The organism is Rhodoferax potami (assembly GCF_032193805.1).
GTDB classification, from domain to species: Bacteria; Pseudomonadota; Gammaproteobacteria; order Burkholderiales; family Burkholderiaceae_C; genus Allorhodoferax; species Allorhodoferax potami_A.
The window spans coordinates 2741993-2759758 of the sequence record NZ_JAVBIK010000001.1 but is presented as its reverse complement, the minus strand read 5'-3'; the positions used below and the strand labels follow the sequence as shown (position 1 = coordinate 2759758).

Genomic DNA, 17766 nt, shown 5'->3' with positions numbered 1-17766 from the left:
GCTGTTTTTACCTTGTGGCGCGCGCACAAGGTCGGACCACCGGTGCTTCACATGCCGTAACACCTCAGCCCAAGTCGCTTACAAATTCTGCGAAGAACCAAGAAAAAAAAGCTTTCATGCTATTCCTTTCATACCTACGGCGAAACTTTCGTTACTTGTTGGCGAGAAGGAAGAAAGTTTGGATCGACCCAAGCGCAATTGTTGATAGAAATTGTGTATTCGAAGGCTTCAATAAAGTCTACGCAAATACCCAACTATATAAAGCATCTATCGGAAGATATACATACATTTCTCCGAACACAAAGCTTTCACGCGTCGATATTGGTGCTTTTTGCAGTCTAGGGCCCCGAGTATCTATTGGACTAGGAAATCATCCAATCAGTTGGATTAGCACTCATCCCTCGTTTTACTCTCTTGCCGGACAAACCACCCGAACCTTCGCCAAAGAGAATCTATTTGGTGAAAGTGCGTTTACAAAGGTTGGCAATGACGTATGGATCGGTGCCAATGTCATAGTTTTGGATGGGGTTCGTATAGGTGACGGCGCCGTGATTGCTGCTGGCACGGTTGTTACACGCGATGTCCGACCCTACAGTGTCGTGGCAGGTGTACCCGCAAGGGAGATAAAACGCAGATTCGACGATAAGAAGATAGAACAACTACTTAAGTGGCAATGGTGGTCGTTACCTGAAGACGATCTGTCATTAATAGCAACCAAATTCAGATTAGACGGTAACTGGTCCGTTGAAGAAATCCAAGAAGAAATAGAAATCGCAAGGCTAACCAAGGCTACCACGTCTTGCTGAAACATATGATTAACCTACCGCGCCAAGTTTCGCGCAATGCAAGATGGTCTATAGCACAAACCGTAATATCAGCGATTGTGCTATTTCTACTTTATAAATTCCTACTACGCGAGTTAGGCACCGAGCAATTAGGTCTCTGGGCACTCATACTCGCGACTACGTCTCTTGCAAGAATTGGTGAACTAGGCTTTGCAAGCGCAACGATGCGATTCATCGGCAGATATAAGGGCGAAGGGGATGACAAAGCTGCCGCGGAAGTACTTGAGACATCATTAATGACGATCTCTCTGCCATTTTTAGTTTTGACCGTACTCGCTTATTGGCTAGCTCAAGGGCTACTTTACCTTGTTGTGTCAGCACCTAACCTAGCACTTGCAAAACAAATTTTGCCGTGGGCACTGCTCTCTCTCTGGCTTGGAGTTACTAGTAGTTTGATTCAATCAGCGATTGATGGGTGTGGTCGGATGGATCGTAAGAATATGATTCTTATCGGAAGCAACGTCATATACCTATGTGGCGCTGTTTTCTTGGCTACAGGTTACGGTTTGGAAGGTGTGGCGATAGCTCAAGCTATTCAAACCCTAGCCGCTCTTGTCGGGCTATGGTTTATCGCTCGCTGGGAATTGAAGGCTTTACCGTGGCTGCCATATCGTTGGCGACGACATAGATTTAATGAAATAGCAGCATTCGCATTCTCGATGCAGATCGGCAGCATTATTGGTCTACTTATCGAACCTATTACTAAAGCCTTGCTAAGCCGATATCTTGGATTGAGCTTTCTCGCATTCTATGAAATGGCGAATCAAGTTGTAACAAGGATACGTTCGGTTCTGGTTGCAGGCTTTCAAGCCATTGTTCCTCAATTCAGCACAACCAACTCAGAAACGGTGCATGAATCGCTGTTTTTGCGAACAGAGCAAAAAACACTTGATATAGGCCTTCCCTTTATCAGTATCGTAATTATGTCCTTTAAAGCGATATCATTACTTTGGATCGGTAAGGAAGAGCAGATATTCATTACCTCCGGACATATTCTTTCCGGCAGCTGGCTCATCGTAACCCTTCTAATGCCAGCATATTTTTATCTAGTTGGGACCGGCCAAGGAAGGCCCATTGCCGTGGGGCAAGTGGCGTCATTATTAGGAACCATTGCATTGGGATTATTAGGCTCATATGCGAATACCAAATACGGAATTCTACTTGGATGCGCCACAGCCTTGATATTGGCAAATATATATCTGTACATGCACGCAACAAATAGACTCTTCAAATCAAGAAGAATTATTTCCGCATCGCAACTACTCAGAAACAAAAATTGTATCAGTGTACTAGCATACCTTTCAGCATTATCTATATTCTTCACAATCGACTTTCTGCTTGACACACCACTGCAACACGCACTCAATTTCACTGTCTGCGCCGCCATGACAGCGGGAATAGCACTGATTGCAGCAAACATCAAACGTAGCAACAAGTAATATCACACAAATGCGACCAATCCAGCCCGTAGAAAAGCAACTACATCAAGCAACAATATGCATAAATACATAGTGCTTCTTGCATTTATAGCAATTTTTTCATGGCTGATACGACGAGACAAGATCTACGTCATTCCAATGATTCTTATCATTTATTCAAATATAAATGGACTCTTGGGGTGGGAAGATTTTGCACTCAAAGGGTTTATCAAGTTCCAAGACTACGGCCTTATCTTGGCACTTACACTTATTTCCTTTTCAGTATTCCGCAAAGAGGAAACGTTAGAACCAGACTACTTGAAAATTACAAAAAGTAGGGCTTTACTCTTCGCTGTAAATCTTCATTGGTTTTTTTATATTGGCTTGTTTATCTTTTCAATACTGGCCATGAACAATCTTACCTGGCCAATCAAGATGGGAAGAACTTTTTTTTATGGAATCATTTTTTACCTAATTTATAAGGAACTAAAGCCTAACCCGATCGAAAATTTCGAAAAGATAATAACCGCATTGCAATACTTTACAATTTTTTTCGGAATTTGCTATATTTCCTACAACTTATTAGGACTCGATATTTACCCCAAAGGGGCCTACGAAGAGTTTGAAGTGGCGTCCACCGCAGCCCCGGTAGCGAGAAACTTCTCAGGATTTCCTACTTTCGCTTACTACTTCATATTCCTGTTTACACAGCGACTCCTGACAGGGAGTGGAAAGTGGTTTGTCAACATCACGGGCTTATCTATTTTGCTTTTTTGTGTACCGCTGATGTTGACACGCGGGACCCTGATATTAGTGGCGGTTATGTTGCTGGCTTTGGTGGTCTATCGTATTCCAAGCTCTAAAACCTTTGTGAGACTTATCGTACTTACCATTCTCATTGGGGTGGGTTTACTGATTGCGCCTTATGTCGCAGAGGGGCATTACCAAGCCCTAATGAACCGCCTCCAGGAGTTTGGAACAAACGGAATTTCAGGCGCGAAGAACTTGAGTGTGCGGAGCAGAGAATTCGAGCAAATTGTTAGCAATGTAATTGATTTCAGTCCCTTTATTGGATTTGGGTTCACCGTTCCAGCTGCATTTGGGTTCGTTACTACACAAATACATGGTGGTTCTGCAGATAACGGCTTTTCAAATCTAATTGGAGTTTCAGGCTTTGTTGGGCTAGCAATTTTCATGAGCGTTATAGCTTCTTGGATGATTCTTAACATTAAACTGCAGGCACTCAAAGCTGAGCAATACTCGAAGGTTAACTTTATATTTATCTTTTTCATGCTCGGCACATTCATGAATGGGTCATATATGAGCTATATGCACCAATTCGCCTTGTTTCTTGCTTATGATTTATTCGCTTTTGCCTACTTTAAGAACAAGCAAGTCGCTTTGCCATCGGTAGCTCCAATAATATTCACCCAAACTTTTCCAGTTAAATGACGATTTCGATAATCACTGCTACTTTCAACTCCAGACAAATGCTACCAATTCTGGCCGAGAGTCTCCTAAATCAATCAGACCTGGATTTTGAGTGGGTCATTGCAGATGGCGGCTCGACCGACGGCACTATCGATTTTATTAAAGGCATCACAGGAATCAATATTAAATTGAGTGTCAAGCCTGACTTTGGAATTTACGATGCACTGAATAATGGCATACGCGTTGCCACGAATGATTATTACGTCGTAGCCGGTTCAGACGACTACTTTTATGCCGATGCAATTGCTAATTTCAAGCGTGAAATTGCTTTCAGCGGCGCGGATATGGTGACATCTCGCCTTAATTTTTGTGGCACTGAAAAGGGCGTGCTTGGCGGAGACCCCGCCATTAACCGCCAGTTTGCATTTGTATCAGGTCATGCTGTTTCCACAGCATTCCGCACGGCCTTGCACCAGAAGTTTGGCTACTACTCCAACAAGTTTCCTATTGCCGCTGACCAAGATTTCATTTTGAAGGCTGCACACGCCGGCGCAACTATTCACCGTGCGGATTTTGTTTCGGGCTCTTTTGAACCAGGTGGCGTGAGCGGGCGAGACTTCCTTGGCACGCTGACAGAAAGCTTTCGCATTCAGGTGAAGTATCACAACAAATTTCAGCAAATGGCTTTGTTTTTTTATAAAGTAATTCGGTACTACCGGACCTGGAGATAAATTGAACAATCGACTGAAAGTAGGAGTTTTTAGAACTACCTACCCCCTCCCGTCAGAGGTTTTTATTACTGAACAAGTCAAAGCGCTCAAGAGCTTTGATTCGATGTTTCTGTGCCGAGATTTTTTTGGCAAAACTGATGATACGAAAGTAGCCTATCTTCACGAAAAATTCTCTAAGTGGTGGTGGACGCTCACCCGGTCGCCCAGTCAATTTGATGTGCCTAGCCTGAAAGACTTGTCCTTGGTGCACGTTCATTTTGGTCCGGATGCTGTGATGGCAATGCCATTGACAAGGAAATTGAACATTCCCATGCTGACCACATTTCATGGGATGGACATCACCCGCAATAAGCTGGATTTATTGACCAGCAAACGGCCTACTGATCTGCATTACGCACTTCACTTGAACGAATTGAAGCGATCAGGCACCGGGTTTATTGCTGTTTCAGACTTTGTACAGAATCTGCTGCTGAAGGCGGGTTTTGCCAAGGACAAAATTCGCCGTATTTATATTGGGGTAGACACAACCCGTTTCTGTCCAGTTCCCAAAACTGCACAACAGCGTTACGTTCTCTGTGTAGGACGACACACCCCAAAAAAGGGTTTGGTGACCTTGCTTAAAGCTTGGGCGAGGATTGAAAAGCAATTTCCTGAGGTGAAGTTGCTCCAGATCGGCGCTGGCCCACAAACCGCAGAACTTTTGCAACTGATCACTGACCTATCCATTGGCAACAGGGTGGAGCTAATGGGTAGCAAGTCTTCAGAGGAAGTGCGCTCCTACATGCAGCAAGCTGAGGTCTTTGCGTTGCCAAGCCAAACTGCGCCCAACGGCGACTCTGAGGCACTTGGCATTGTCTTCAACGAAGCATCCGCTTGCGGCATACCCATTGTGTCTACTCGGCATGGCGGCATACCCGAAGCCGTGTTAGACGGTGAAACGGGCTTGCTGGTGGCAGAAGGTGACGATGCTGCGCTGGCAAACGCACTTGCCAAACTGCTGGGCGACGGCGAATTGCGTGCAAGGATGGGACAGCGCGGTCGCGAGTTCGTGCTGGAGTCGTTTGATATTTCAAAGCAGACCACGATTCTTGAGACTTTCTACAACGACGCAATTGCCAAGCACAACAAAATATCCGCGAGCCAACCCAGATGAATGGCTTCGCCGTTACTTGCTCGCGGGCAATCGCCTTTTTTTTGTCTGTAGCCGCCACCGCCAGCTCGGGGGCTGATTTAGAGGTAAAGGTTTTCCCTCCGGCAGGGCTATCGTCATCGCCATTGCCTGCCTGTCAAGTGAACTTGGCACAAGCTTGCAAAGCAAGCTTGGCCGATGCATTTCGTGTGATTCAGACACCGCAATGGCAAGCCACACTTTTAGGCAAGTTCTCCAGAGTTCGGGTGCTCGTTGCCCCTGGCACCTATCGTTTGACGAGTGCACTCGACATGCAATGGGGAAGAGGCCTCACCAAAGCCATCCTCCTAGAAATAGTTGGCACTTCCAAGTCCACCGTCATTAGCGGTGCAAAGCTCATTGAAAAATGGGAAACGGCGACTGTGAGCAATGTGCCAGCACGCGTAAACCCATCCATTCGCAGCAATTTGCTAGTTGCAGACCTTTCAGCGCTTAGCTTGCCATTGCAAGTGATACCCCATGCGTGGGGCTATGGCCTGCCGATCCGCCCGGTGTTAACAGAGCTATTTGTAGGTGACTCCGCTCAACCCGTAGCAGGTTGGCCCAATGCAGGTTACGGCAAGGTGGCACGGCCTGGCGGTGTGGCTGCAGACGACAAAAAGACGTTTTCTATTGAGGGAAGAAACGTAAACGACTGGCTGGTTGAGCCTAGTCTGCAAGTTCACGCGTTTTGGGGCAACAACTGGGCGGCGCAAAGCTATCTAGTTTCCAACAAAGATGCGAATGCAAACACATTGACCCTCCTTGGCAACGGCTCGCCCTATGGCATCAAACCAGGCCAACGCGCCCGGGTAGAAAACGCATTGGTGGAGCTAGACGCGCCAGGTGAATGGTATGTAGACCGTGCTTCAGCCAAACTCTTGTATTGGCCCCACCCAAGTGCGGCGGGCAAACCAGCTGAGCTCTCTGTTGCGGCCCAACTTCTTCGCATAGCGGACTCTGATCAGATCACCGTGCGTGGCATATTGTTTGAAAAAACGACCGGTGATGCGGTGCATGTGTCGAAAAGCAATGGTGTGGTGTTTGACGACGTTGTCATTCGGCTCACGGGCAACAGAGGGTTGGTGATTGCTGACTCCGCTGCGTCAGGAATTCGCAACAGCCTTGTGGAAGACAACGGTGAAGGTGGCGTCTATGTTTCCGGGGGCGACCGTACAACGCTGCTTGCAGCAGGCAACTTTGTAGACACATGCATCATCCGGCGCTACAGCCGTTTAGTTAAGACGTATCGCTACGCAGTAGAACTCGATGGCGTTGGACAGCGCGTGAATGGCAGCACCGTCTCCGATGCGCCACATGCAGCCATATTCTTCAAAGGCAATGACCATGTCATCTCAAATAACGAGATATTCAATGTAGTGCGAGAAACCGGCGACGCTGGCGCCATCTACGTGGGCAGAGACTTCACCGTGCATGGCACGGTCATAGAAAATAATTTCTTTCATGACATAACTGCACAGTCCAAAGAACTGGATGTCAAAGGTATTTACCTCGATGACCAAGCCTCTGGGATCACGATTCGAGGCAACATCTTTGCTCGCGTACAACAACCAGTTTTCCTGGGTGGCGGGCGAGACAACATCATTGAGAAGAATCTCTTCTTCCAAAGCTCCCCTGCCGTGCACTTGGATGCAAGAGGACTTGCATCACAACGCCAGACAACGCTAGACCCCAAAGGCACGCTGCAGCGCGGTCTTGATGCGGTCCCGTACCGGGGCGCCATTTACGCCACACGTTTCCCCAATCTAGCCAAGATACGCGAGGACGATATAGGCGCTCCCAAATACAACGTCTTTCGTAGCAACACCATCGTTGGCGGGCAAATGGCAAGCGTGGCGCCTGATGCGATCCGTGGTATCGAAGTCGCCAACAACACGCAAGCAACAGAGACCATCTTTTTGAAAAATATGCCTGCTCAATCGCGCTTGGCACGCGAAGATTTTCGGTTGTCTAAGGAGTAGTCACGATGCAACGATTCGTTTCTACGAAAGTAGTCGTAATTCAACGACGCATGACGCATTACCGCGTCGCTTTTTTTGAGAGTCTGCGCAAACAGCTGGCAGAGCGGGGGCTGGAGTTGGTTCTTGCCTATGGTTTGGGTACCGAGAAAGAGGAACGAAAGAACGATGGGGGGCAGATAGCGTGGGCAAAGAAGTTGCCGACGCACTACTTCTTAGGTGGTCGTATTTGTTATCAACCCTTGGGCGATATGTGCAAGGACGCTGCCATGCTCGTTGTGACACTAGAAAACAAGCTGATTTGCAACCTGTGGCACCAATTCACACCAGTGCCGTACAAAGTGGCCCTGTGGGGGCATGGTGCGAACTTGCAGGGCAATGCAGCGTCTTGGCGCGAAAAGTTTAAGCGCCGTGTGGCACACCGGGCCGACTGGTGGTTTGGCTACACCGAACACAGCAGGCCGTTGATCGCAAAGTCAGGCTTTCCAGAAAACCGGATTACCGTGTTGAACAACACTATCGATACTGCTGAGATGCGTAGCCAGTTCGAAGCCATCAGGCCGGCTGAGCTTGCGGGCTGGCGTGCGGCCCACGGGCTTGGAGATGGGCCTGTAGGCATTTTTCTAGGCTCTTTATATGAAGAAAAGCGCATCAACTTTCTTTTGGATGCAGTCAAGGCTATTCGCGCACAAGTACCGGGTTTTGAATTGCTCATGGTCGGGGCGGGCCCACAAAAATCTATGGTCGAAGCGTTCTGCAAAGAGCATGCGTGGGCGCACTTTGCCGGCATGCTGAAGGGAAAAGACAAAGTGCTAGCCCTAGCAAGCGCCACTGTCATGTTGAACCCCGGCTTGGTGGGCCTGGGTATCTTGGATTCATTTGTATGCGAAGTGCCGATGGTGACGACGGACTGTGGCTTGCATAGTCCAGAGATTGTTTATTTGCAGTCAAGCGCCAATGGGCTGATGACAAACAACACGCTGGATGACTATGTGCGTGAGTGTGTAGCTCTGATGACTAGCTCCACCACGTTAGCAGCAATGAAAGCTGCGTGCAAAAGCAGTGCAACCACCTACACGGTGGAAAATATGGCTCGTAATTTTGCAGATGGTGTGGAGCAATGTTTGCAAAGCCCAAGCTACCGTGCAAAGGCCGCGCTATGAGGGTGCTGGTAGTTCATAACGCTTATCAACACAAAGGCGGTGAAGACACGGTAATGGAGGCCGAGGTTGCGTTGCTGCGCAGCAGGGGGCACACGGTAGAGATGTTCACAAGGCACAACGATGCAATCGCTTCAATGTCCAAACTCTCAGCTGCAGTCAATACGGTGTGGTCGGGCAATGTAGCCGCGGAGTTTGAAGGCACACTGCGTGCGTTTCAGCCCGACGTAGTGCACGTGCACAACACGTTTCCGCTCATATCGCCAGCGATCTACTGGGTGGCTGCACGCTTGCAAGTGCCGGTGCTGCAAACGCTGCACAATTTCAGGCTGATGTGCCCGCAGGCCATGCTCTTGCGCAACGGCAAAGTGTGCGAAGACTGCTTGGGCAAGCTGCCATGGCGCGGCGCCGCGCGCGGTTGTTACCGCGGCTCCGTGCTGCAGAGCACGGTGCTGGCAGGGATGGTGACGGTGCATCGCGCCATGGGCACGTGGCAAAACAAGGTGACCCGCTACATCGCGCTCAACGAGTTTTGCCGCGGCAAGTTCATTGAAGGCGGCCTGCCTGCAGAGCGAATCGCCATCAAACCCAATTTTGTGGACTTCCAGCCGCCAGCCCCTGCTGAGCGGCAAGGCTTTTTGTTTGTGGGGCGCCTCTCGTCCGAAAAAGGGGTCGATGTGCTGGTGAATGCCCAGCGGCAGGTAAAGGGCAGCGCACTGCGGGTTGCGGGCACAGGGCCCGACGCATCACTGCTTGACAAAGTACCCGGCCTCAACGCGATGGGCGCCTTGCAGATGGAGCAAGTGCGCCAAGAGATGGGTGCGGCCATTGCGTTGGTGTTGCCAAGCATTTGGTACGAGAACTTTCCCCGCACGTTGGTAGAGGCACTAGGGTGCGGACTGCCGGTGATCGCCAGCCGCATTGGTGCGTTGGCAGAGTTAGTGAAAGATGGCGAAACGGGACTATTGTTTGAGCCAGGCAATGCTGAAGACTTGGCACACAAGATGCGTTGGGCACTGGCCAACCCGCAAGCCATGGCGGCCATGGGGCGCAATGCACGCAAACAGTACGAAGCGGAGTTCACCGCAGAGCGCAATTACCAGCAGCTTATGACTATTTATGAATCCGCCATTGCGGAAGTGAAAGACCGGATAAGCGCATGACATTCCTCAAACAAACGGTTCAGGTGTTGCGGGCACCTATCGATGCAGTCACCTGGCCTGAAGCGCTCACGCGCATAGCCACTTGGGCCGCCGCACGCGAAAGCCGCTATGTCTGTATTTGCAACGCGCACTCGGTGGTTACTGCCGGGCAAGACCCAGCGTTTGGGGCCGTGGTTGCGCAAGCCGATATGGCAACACCCGATGGGGCTCCGGTCGCCTGGATGATGCGCAAGCTGGGGTTCGCAAACCAGCAGCGCATTAACGGGCCGGACCTGATGTGGAGGTATTGCGCAGAAGCGGCCGGGCGCAACGAGTTGATTTACCTGTACGGCGGCACCGAAGAAACGCTCACCATTTTGCAAGCCAAGCTGGCAGCGGCATACCCGGCACTACAGGTGGCGGGAGCGTATTCGCCACCTTTTCGCGCACTCACCGCCGAGGAAGATGCGGCGGTGGTGGAGCGCATCAACACATCGGGCGCCGGCACGGTGTGGGTGAGCTTGGGTTGCCCCAAGCAAGAGCTATGGATGGCTGCGCACCGTGGGCGCATTCAGGCGGTGATGATTGGGGTGGGCGCTGCGTTTGATTACCACGCGGGGACCATTCAACGGGCACCGCTGTGGATGCAAAACGCGGGCTTGGAGTGGCTGCACCGCCTGGTGTCTGAGCCCCGCCGCTTGTGGCGACGGTACTTGGTGACAAACACTTTGTTTATTGCAGGTGCAATCCGGCAGTTAAAAATACATAAGAAATCGGCGTCTAAAGATATATGAAATCCAAAATAGAATCCCAATTTAGGTTAGACATCAATGGATTGAGAGCTTGGGCTGTATTACTCGTCATTCTCTATCATTTCGGCATACCCGGATTCTCTGGCGGATTTATCGGTGTTGATACTTTTTTTGTTATCTCTGGCTACCTGATGACAGGAATTGTCATTCGGGGACTAGAAGAAAATACTGATGATACAAAAAATAAGTTCTCACTGATTGCTTTTTATGCAGCTAGAACGAGACGTATTTTTCCAGCCTTAATTATTTTATGTTTGATATTGATAATTGCAGGATGGTTCCTCCTCCTGCAAAACGACTACAAAATACTGGCAACTCAATCAGTAGCAAGCCTTACCTTTCTCTCTAACTTCAATTTTTGGCGCCAAGCTGGATACTTTGATCCATCATCGCACGAGAAGTGGCTTCTACACACATGGTCTCTCTCAGTCGAATGGCAGTTCTACCTCATTCTCCCAATATTATTACTTAGTCTCTGGAAGTTAGTACCCAACAGACTAGGAATTACATTTGCCATCTCAGTTGGATTCGCCGTATCGCTTGCAACATCAATACTTCTGTCCAAAACAAATCCAACAGCTTCTTTTTTCCTACTTCACACGCGTGCCTGGGAGATGTTCGCCGGAGGATTGGTGTATCTCTTAGCTGCGTGGATTCCCACAAAAGAAATTTATAAAACTTCCGTGGAGATACTAGGATTTTCACTTATCACGCTATCTCTTGTCATCTTTGATCCATCCACCGTATGGCCTGGGTGGCAAGCAACAATCCCAGTTCTAGGCACATCGTTAATTCTATTTGTTAGACGAAATAACTCCCTTTTGACTGGTAACACGATAGCTCAATGGCTGGGGACAAGGTCATACTCGCTCTATCTTTGGCATTGGCCAATTACAGTAGGACTAGTTTACTCAGGTCAAGAAACGGCGCCAATTGCAGTGATTATCGGTCTATTTGCCACATTTATATTGGGCCATCTTTCTTTTACATTGATAGAAAACCCATCACAAAAATATTTGGCGAAGTTAAGCAATCCATATTGCATTATCTTAGTTTTCGCAATTGCGCTTTCCGCAATATTATTTGCGAGTTTTATTTACACTAAAAATGGTATCAAAAATCGCTTTCCTTCGCACATAGAAGCAATAGCCGCCGAAGCCAGTAATTTTAATCCCCGCCGTAAAGAATGCATGCAGACATCAGGCTCAGACCTAATTTCTTGCGTACATGGTGGAAATAACATCAGAGCAATCTTAATTGGTGACAGCCATGGCAATGCTATCGTTAGTTCTATTGCTAATGCGCTCAGCTCTCCTCTGGATGGAATATTAGAAATTACATATAGCGGATGCCCGACTATGTTCGGCGTTCAACCTACGCGCGCGCACATCGCGGGCAGCGACTTTAAATGCTCGGAGTTTTTAGAAAAATTAGATATAAAAATCAAAGCGCTACCAGAGGAAATTCCGCTGATTATTGCGAATAGAAGTAGCGCGTACCTTTTAGGCTTCAATGAAGCTTTAAAGGATAAAACAACTCGGGATCTGCCTCTTGTCTCTTTCAACAGCCAAAATTTAGAGACAAGCGCTGAATTTTCGGTAGATTTTTCGAAAAACTTAGTGCAATCAGCTTGCCGACTAGCAGAGTCAAGAAAAACTTATATGCTTCAACCTGTACCAGAGATGGGACAGGATGTACCTAAAAGTGCAAGATCTATGATTTGGGGCATAGATAAAGACATCTCGATTTCTATCTCCAACTATCAAAGTCGAAATACCACTGTATTAAATGCACAGAAACAAGCTCATGAGCAATGTGAAATTGAGTTGCTAGATCCGACCCCTTATTTGTGTTGGGACGGAAAGTGTCACGGCTTGAGAAATGGACGTGCACTCTATTTTGATGATGACCATTTGAGTGAATTTGGAAACAAATTATTGACACCTATGTTTCGCCGAGTTTTCGGAGATGTCTTGAGTCCAACGAGTAGCAGCTCTAGTAGGTCTACTGAGTGAACAGAATGCTGAGTAAAGACGTTTTTTTAGGCGTGGTAGACGCTGCGCCCCTGGTAGCCATGGACCTCGTGGTGGTGCGCGGGGGCACCGAGATACTGCTGGGCTTGCAGCTGGCTGATTTGCTGGTGCCGCCCCGTCATATGGGTGCCTTTGAGCACTTTTACACTGACTGTTTTGCGGGGGATGTGGGGGTGTCTACCCACTATGTGGTGATGGGCAACCTGATTGCATTGCCTGCCGGTGCCGAGCTGACGGTGGCAGATGCCCAGCACAGTGCGCTGCGCTGGTGGCCCCTGGCCGAGGCACAAGCCTCTGACGATGTGCACCGCTTCACTAAAGACTATGTGGATGCCATTTTGCTATCAAAAATATAGCTGGTAGCGCAGGCGATATGTGCGCTACAGGCCTTTTTTATTTAATTTAGAGAGGGAGTGAGAGATGAAAATTACAGTAATTGGTACCGGATACGTGGGCCTGGTGTCAGGCGCTTGTTTTGCCGATGTGGGCAACGATGTGCTGTGCCTTGATGTGGACCCGGCCAAGATCAAGATCTTGGAAGACGGCGGCATCCCCATCTACGAGCCGGGCCTGCAAGAGATGGTCAAGCGCAATGTGGCGGCGGGCCGCTTGCACTTCACCACCGATGTGGAAAAAGCTGCGCACTTTGGCACGGTGCAGTTCATTGCGGTGGGCACCCCGCCGGATGAAGATGGCTCGGCCGACATGAAATATGTGATTGCGGCCGCCCGCAATATCGGCAAGTACATGACCGACTACAAGGTAGTGGTAGACAAGAGCACGGTGCCCGTGGGCACTGCAGACCGGGTGAAGGCGGCCATTGCCGACGAGCTGGCCAAGCGCGGGGTGAACACGCCTTTCAGCGTGGTGAGCAACCCCGAGTTTTTGAAAGAAGGCGCCGCCATTGACGACTTTATGCGCCCCGACCGCATTGTGGTGGGCTGCGAGGACGAGCAGGCCGCGCTCAATATGCGCGCGCTGTATGCGCCAATCCAGCGCAACCACGACCGCCTGATCGTGATGGATATCCGTAGTGCAGAGCTGACCAAATACGCCGCGAACGCCATGCTGGCGACCCGCATCAGCTTTATGAACGAGCTGGCCAACCTGGCCGAAAAGCTGGGCGCCGATATTGAAAACGTGCGCAAGGGCATTGGCTCGGACCCGCGCATTGGCTACGACTTTTTGTATGCCGGCGCGGGTTATGGCGGCTCGTGCTTTCCTAAAGACGTGCAGGCCCTGGTGAAAACCGCGCAAGACGATGCCGGCATTCACCTGCAGGTGCTGACAGCGGTAGAAGCCGCCAACGACGCCCAAAAGCGCGTACTGGGCGGCAAGGTGCTCAAGCGCTTTGGCACCGATTTGACCGGCAAGCACTTTGCGCTATGGGGCTTGGCCTTCAAGGCCAACACCGACGACATGCGCAAGGCCACCAGCCGCGATGTGATTCAAGATTTGCTGGATGCGGGGGCTACGGTTACGGCCTATGACCCGGTGGCGATGAAAGAGGCGCAGCACTGCTTCCCGGATGAGCCGCGCCTGAGCTATGCCGATAACCAGACGGCTGCGCTGGAGGGGGCGGATGCGCTGATCATCGTGACCGAGTGGCGCGAGTTCCGCAGCCCGGACTTTGAAAACATCAAATCCAAGCTCAAGCAGCCTGTGATTTTTGATGGCCGCAATCTGTACGACCCCAAGCTGGTGCGCAGCATGGGCATTGAGTACCAAGCTATCGGACGCTAATGCCATGACCGTGTTGACCCTGCAAGATTTGGCCATCCAATCCGGCGTGGCATTTGGCACCAGCGGTGCGCGCGGCAAGGTGGTGGACATGACCCCGGGCTTGTGCCACGCCTACACCACGGCGTTTTTGAATGCGGTAGTGCCCAAGGCCACCACCATTGTGCTGGGCCACGATTTGCGCCCCAGTAGCCCGGCGATTGCTGCGGCCTGCGCGGCAGCGATTCAAAGTCTGGGGATGCAGGTGGTGTATGGCGGCGCCCTGCCCACACCGGCGCTGGCGCTGTATGCGGCGCAGCTGGGTGCACCGGCGATTGTGGTCACGGGCAGCCATATTCCGTTTGACCGCAATGGCATCAAGTTTTACCGCGAAGAAGGCGAGATCACCAAAGCCGATGAGCGCGCCATGCTGGACTTTTTGGTGGGCGTACCCCGGGACTTGAAGCTCCCTGCCCTGCCCGCCCCCGACCCGCAGGTGGAGCGGGCCTATGTGCGCCGGTATGTGGATTTCTTTGGCACTGAGGCGCTGGCGGGCGAGACGATTGCCGTCTATGAGCACAGCAGTGTGGCGCGTGATGTGCTGCGCACTATTTTGGAGGCGCTGGGCGCAGAGGTGATTTCGCTGGGCCGCACCGATGTGTTTGTGCCCATCGACACCGAGGCGGTGCGCCATGAGGACATTGAGCAGGCCCGCGAGTGGGCGGAGTTGCATGACTTTGATGCGATTGTGTCTACCGACGGCGATGCCGACCGCCCCCTGATTGGCGACGAGCGCGGCGAGTGGCTGCGCGGCGATGTGGTGGGCATTTTGACGGCGCAGCAGCTCCAGGCGACTGCAGTGGTCACCCCCGTGAGCAGCAATAGCGCACTGGAGAGCACCCAAAGTTTTGCGCAGGTGGTGCGCACCCGCATTGGCTCGCCCTATGTGATTGAGGGCATGCAAAACGCCGCTAAGGCGGGTGCAGAGCTGGTGGTGGGTTTTGAGGCCAATGGCGGCTTTTTGCTGGGTAGCCAGGTGCTACGCGATGGCCGCCGCCTGGGGCCTTTGCCCACCCGCGATGCGGTGCTGCCGATGCTGGCCCTGCTGTGCGGCGCCAAAGCGGGCAAGCTGAAAATGTCAGAGGTGGGTTACCGCCTGCCCAAGCGGTTTACCGCCAGCGACCGGATTCAAAACTTTGCCACTGCCAGCAGCCTGGCGCTGATCGTCCGCTTGCGCATGGACCACGCTGCAATGCGCGAGCTGATGGCCCCCCAAGCAGGCGAAGTGGTTTCGATCGACGAGACCGATGGTTTGCGGGTGCTGTTTGTGTCAGGCGACATTGTCCACCTGCGCCCCAGCGGCAATGCCCCCGAGCTGCGCTGCTACGCAGAGAGCACCACTGTCGATCAGGCTAAGCAATTGTGCGATGACTGCCTGCTGCGGGTGCTGAAGGTGGCTGCGCAGGCGTAGTCTGCACGCCACGGGTCAGCCAAAAGGACTATGTACAACTCTCGCGGCCGACCCTAACCTTTATACAGGCTGCAATGTTGCGGCTTTTGACTCACAGGAGAGGTTATGACTATGAAAACAGCTTTGGCTGCAGTGGCGATGGCCGTTGCTTCGTTGGGAGCACAGGCTTCCACATCGGCACCCGCAGTGGTAACCGGCAGCTTTAACCAAGCGCTGAGCACCGTGGATGTTTTGGGCTTGTCGAACTTGACCGGCACGATTGACTATCTGGTGAGCGCAGTGGGCGCATCGGGCACCAGCTACACCGCGAGCCCTATCGCCAACTTGACTACGTCGCTGTACAAAGGTGGCGCGCTACAAAGCACTGCAACTGGCAGCACATTCAGTTTCAACAACCTGGGCAGCGGTACTTATTCGCTGTGGGCCTCCGGCCAAGTGTTGGGTGGCGGGTTCAACCTGGTGATTGCCCAATACGACGTGACGCCAGTACCCGAGCCTGAGTCTTACGCCATGTTGTTGGCCGGCTTGGGAGTGATGGGCATGATTGCCCGCCGCCGCAATAAAGTAACTGCCTGATCGGCACCGGCCCCACATGCGGGGGCTGTATACAAAAAGGGCTGCAACTGCAGCCTTTTTTATTTTCAGGGGCGCTGCGGGCCCCGCGCTTGGGCCCGCGGGGCTGCCAGCACCAGCCCGAGGCCGACCAACAACAGAACATAGGTTTCGGGCTCGGGTACGGGGCTAATGTTGAGGGCGATGTTGTCGACCCCTACATAGCGGGCGTAGTTGAAGCCAATGCCACTGAATTGCACCGACGTCAGCCCGGTAAAGCCTGCGAAATAGCTGCTGTCGTAGTGGGTGAAGCGGCCGGGCGTCAGCGCAAGAGGCTGGCTGGTGCTGACCATGCCACCGTAGAGCTTGGTGCCGGTAATCTGGATGCTGAGCTGGTCGGTTAATGTGCCGCCACCGTCACCGAGCATGCCTGCAAGGTCGAGGCTGAGCAGCGCAAATGTGCCGCTTGTACCTGGGGCGAGGCTGAGTGTTTCGCTCTGGTTGCTCAGTCCGTAGTAGGCCAAAAATTTACCGGCGGGCGCGGGCTCCACCAGGTAGCCTGCGCCGCTGACCACAAAGTGGGTGTTACTGGTGTGCTGCAACTGCACGCCGGCAGCCAGGGTACCCGAGGGAGCAGAGAGCGCATCAAACGTCAGTGTGAGGGCTTGCGCATGCGCTCCGGCGGAAAAGAGCAGCGCCGCGGCAGCGGCGAGGGTGGAAGCAATGGCCCGGAAGTCGCTGGGTAGCGGCATAGAGGTCTCCCGAAAAATGTGTGTCACAGAATGCCGATCAAGGTGGCGTTGGCTGTAGTGCCGTTGGGGCCGTTCAGGGTGCAAACGACGGTTTCCCCCTCGGGCACTGGCAAGGGCAGCCCGCCGCCCAAGCTGTAGTTGGCGGGCAGGCCCCCTTGCAGGAGCAAGGCGCCGTCTGCGCAATCGGTAACTGCAACGCCTTTGCTGGCGTTAGCCTTGCGGGTGGCCACATTGATGGCAGCCCCGGCGGAGATAGCACCTGCCACGCCTTGGGTGGCGGCGGTTTGGGCGTCGCTACGCAAATCAACAAACTTGGGGATGGCCACGGCAGACAAGATACCGAGGATGACGATCACCATGACGAGCTCAATCAGGGTGAAACCGGTTTGAGGGTGACGAGGGTTCGATAAAGCGCGCATGGTGGGCTGAAATGCAAGTCTGTAACCAGTTGTTACTAGATAGTACGCAGGCGCAGCGAGGAAGGGAATAGTCCGGATGGATGAGCCGAATGGACTAACGGCAGTCGTTTGGCAAGCGCGGGGGCGCCTGGAAA

General features: G+C 51.9%; 16 protein-coding genes. 14 read left to right on the top strand and 2 right to left on the bottom strand.

Features of this window, described 5'->3' with window-relative positions; genetic code table 11:
* Positions 1-14 precede the first annotated feature (14 nt).
* The 14 genes from RAE19_RS13305 (at position 15) to RAE19_RS13240 (ending at position 16485) form a co-directional block, all read left to right on the top strand.
* Positions 15-806, top strand: a complete 792-nt coding sequence (locus tag RAE19_RS13305) for a CatB-related O-acetyltransferase (protein ID WP_430962538.1) — start codon at positions 15-17, stop codon at positions 804-806.
* Complete coding sequence (locus tag RAE19_RS13300; protein ID WP_313875344.1) at positions 800-2284, top strand: lipopolysaccharide biosynthesis protein; 1485 nt, start codon at positions 800-802, stop codon at positions 2282-2284. Before RAE19_RS13305 ends, RAE19_RS13300 begins: the two co-directional genes overlap by 7 nt.
* Positions 2285-2422: 138 nt before the next feature.
* Positions 2423-3715 carry an O-antigen ligase family protein gene (locus tag RAE19_RS13295; RefSeq protein WP_313875343.1) on the top strand — a complete coding sequence of 431 codons (1293 nt, stop codon included), beginning with the start codon at positions 2423-2425 and terminating at the stop codon, positions 3713-3715.
* Positions 3712-4425 carry a glycosyltransferase gene (locus RAE19_RS13290; RefSeq protein ID WP_313875342.1) on the top strand — a complete coding sequence of 238 codons (714 nt, stop codon included), beginning with the start codon at positions 3712-3714 and terminating at the stop codon, positions 4423-4425. The genes RAE19_RS13295 and RAE19_RS13290 overlap by 4 nt, the downstream gene beginning before the upstream one ends.
* A gap of 1 nt (position 4426) precedes the next feature.
* Entirely contained in the window at positions 4427-5578 is a 1152-nt protein-coding gene (locus tag RAE19_RS13285; protein ID WP_313875341.1) for a glycosyltransferase, read from the top strand.
* Positions 5575-7575, top strand: a complete 2001-nt coding sequence (locus RAE19_RS13280; protein ID WP_313875340.1) for a right-handed parallel beta-helix repeat-containing protein — start codon at positions 5575-5577, stop codon at positions 7573-7575. The genes RAE19_RS13285 and RAE19_RS13280 overlap by 4 nt, the downstream gene beginning before the upstream one ends.
* 5 nt (positions 7576-7580) lie before the next feature.
* Positions 7581-8735 carry a glycosyltransferase family 4 protein gene (locus tag RAE19_RS13275; RefSeq protein ID WP_313875339.1) on the top strand — a complete coding sequence of 385 codons (1155 nt, stop codon included), beginning with the start codon at positions 7581-7583 and terminating at the stop codon, positions 8733-8735.
* Entirely contained in the window at positions 8693-9895 is a 1203-nt protein-coding gene (locus RAE19_RS13270; RefSeq protein ID WP_313875338.1) for a glycosyltransferase family 4 protein, read from the top strand. Before RAE19_RS13275 ends, RAE19_RS13270 begins: the two co-directional genes overlap by 43 nt.
* Positions 9892-10668: a WecB/TagA/CpsF family glycosyltransferase gene (locus RAE19_RS13265; RefSeq protein ID WP_313875337.1), complete on the top strand. Its 777-nt coding sequence runs from the start codon at positions 9892-9894 to the stop codon at positions 10666-10668. The genes RAE19_RS13270 and RAE19_RS13265 overlap by 4 nt, the downstream gene beginning before the upstream one ends.
* Complete coding sequence (locus RAE19_RS13260; protein ID WP_313875336.1) at positions 10665-12701, top strand: acyltransferase family protein; 2037 nt, start codon at positions 10665-10667, stop codon at positions 12699-12701. The genes RAE19_RS13265 and RAE19_RS13260 overlap by 4 nt, the downstream gene beginning before the upstream one ends.
* 5 nt (positions 12702-12706) lie before the next feature.
* Positions 12707-13075 (top strand): hypothetical protein, encoded by a 369-nt coding sequence (locus tag RAE19_RS13255; protein WP_313875335.1) that lies wholly within the window; start codon positions 12707-12709, stop codon positions 13073-13075.
* A gap of 64 nt (positions 13076-13139) precedes the next feature.
* The gene (locus RAE19_RS13250; RefSeq protein WP_313875334.1) at positions 13140-14462 is read left to right on the top strand and encodes a UDP-glucose dehydrogenase family protein; all 1323 of its coding nucleotides are present in this window, start codon (positions 13140-13142) and stop codon (positions 14460-14462) included.
* A 4-nt stretch (positions 14463-14466) separates the two neighbouring features.
* Positions 14467-15909: a phosphomannomutase gene (locus RAE19_RS13245; RefSeq protein WP_313875333.1), complete on the top strand. Its 1443-nt coding sequence runs from the start codon at positions 14467-14469 to the stop codon at positions 15907-15909.
* Between the two features lie 105 nt (positions 15910-16014).
* Positions 16015-16485 carry an FxDxF family PEP-CTERM protein gene (locus RAE19_RS13240; RefSeq protein ID WP_313875332.1) on the top strand — a complete coding sequence of 157 codons (471 nt, stop codon included), beginning with the start codon at positions 16015-16017 and terminating at the stop codon, positions 16483-16485.
* Positions 16486-16550: 65 nt separating this feature from the next.
* Here the strand turns inward: RAE19_RS13240 and RAE19_RS13235 are convergent, their stop codons facing one another.
* Complete coding sequence (locus RAE19_RS13235) at positions 16551-17213, bottom strand: PEP-CTERM sorting domain-containing protein (RefSeq protein WP_313875331.1); 663 nt, start codon at positions 17211-17213, stop codon at positions 16551-16553.
* Between the two features lie 23 nt (positions 17214-17236).
* Entirely contained in the window at positions 17237-17632 is a 396-nt protein-coding gene (locus RAE19_RS13230; protein ID WP_313875330.1) for a type II secretion system protein, read from the bottom strand.
* Positions 17633-17766 lie beyond the last annotated feature (134 nt).

Excerpts from the sequence above, each read along its gene's own strand:
- RAE19_RS13295 (WP_313875343.1), top strand. The coding sequence starts at position 2,423 with ATGATTCTTATCATTTATTCAAATATAAATGGACTCTTGGGGTGGGAA.
- RAE19_RS13290 (WP_313875342.1), top strand. The coding sequence starts at position 3,712 with ATGACGATTTCGATAATCACTGCTACTTTCAACTCCAGACAAATGCTA.
- RAE19_RS13280 (WP_313875340.1), top strand. The coding sequence starts at position 5,575 with ATGAATGGCTTCGCCGTTACTTGCTCGCGGGCAATCGCCTTTTTTTTG.
- RAE19_RS13275 (WP_313875339.1), top strand. The coding sequence starts at position 7,581 with ATGCAACGATTCGTTTCTACGAAAGTAGTCGTAATTCAACGACGCATG.
- RAE19_RS13270 (WP_313875338.1), top strand. The coding sequence starts at position 8,693 with ATGTTTGCAAAGCCCAAGCTACCGTGCAAAGGCCGCGCTATGAGGGTG.
- RAE19_RS13265 (WP_313875337.1), top strand. The coding sequence starts at position 9,892 with ATGACATTCCTCAAACAAACGGTTCAGGTGTTGCGGGCACCTATCGAT.
- RAE19_RS13260 (WP_313875336.1), top strand. The coding sequence starts at position 10,665 with ATGAAATCCAAAATAGAATCCCAATTTAGGTTAGACATCAATGGATTG.
- RAE19_RS13255 (WP_313875335.1), top strand. The coding sequence starts at position 12,707 with ATGCTGAGTAAAGACGTTTTTTTAGGCGTGGTAGACGCTGCGCCCCTG.
- RAE19_RS13250 (WP_313875334.1), top strand. The coding sequence starts at position 13,140 with ATGAAAATTACAGTAATTGGTACCGGATACGTGGGCCTGGTGTCAGGC.
- RAE19_RS13245 (WP_313875333.1), top strand. The coding sequence starts at position 14,467 with ATGACCGTGTTGACCCTGCAAGATTTGGCCATCCAATCCGGCGTGGCA.
- RAE19_RS13240 (WP_313875332.1), top strand. The coding sequence starts at position 16,015 with ATGACTATGAAAACAGCTTTGGCTGCAGTGGCGATGGCCGTTGCTTCG.
- RAE19_RS13235 (WP_313875331.1), bottom strand. The coding sequence starts at position 17,213 with ATGCCGCTACCCAGCGACTTCCGGGCCATTGCTTCCACCCTCGCCGCT.
- RAE19_RS13230 (WP_313875330.1), bottom strand. The coding sequence starts at position 17,632 with ATGCGCGCTTTATCGAACCCTCGTCACCCTCAAACCGGTTTCACCCTG.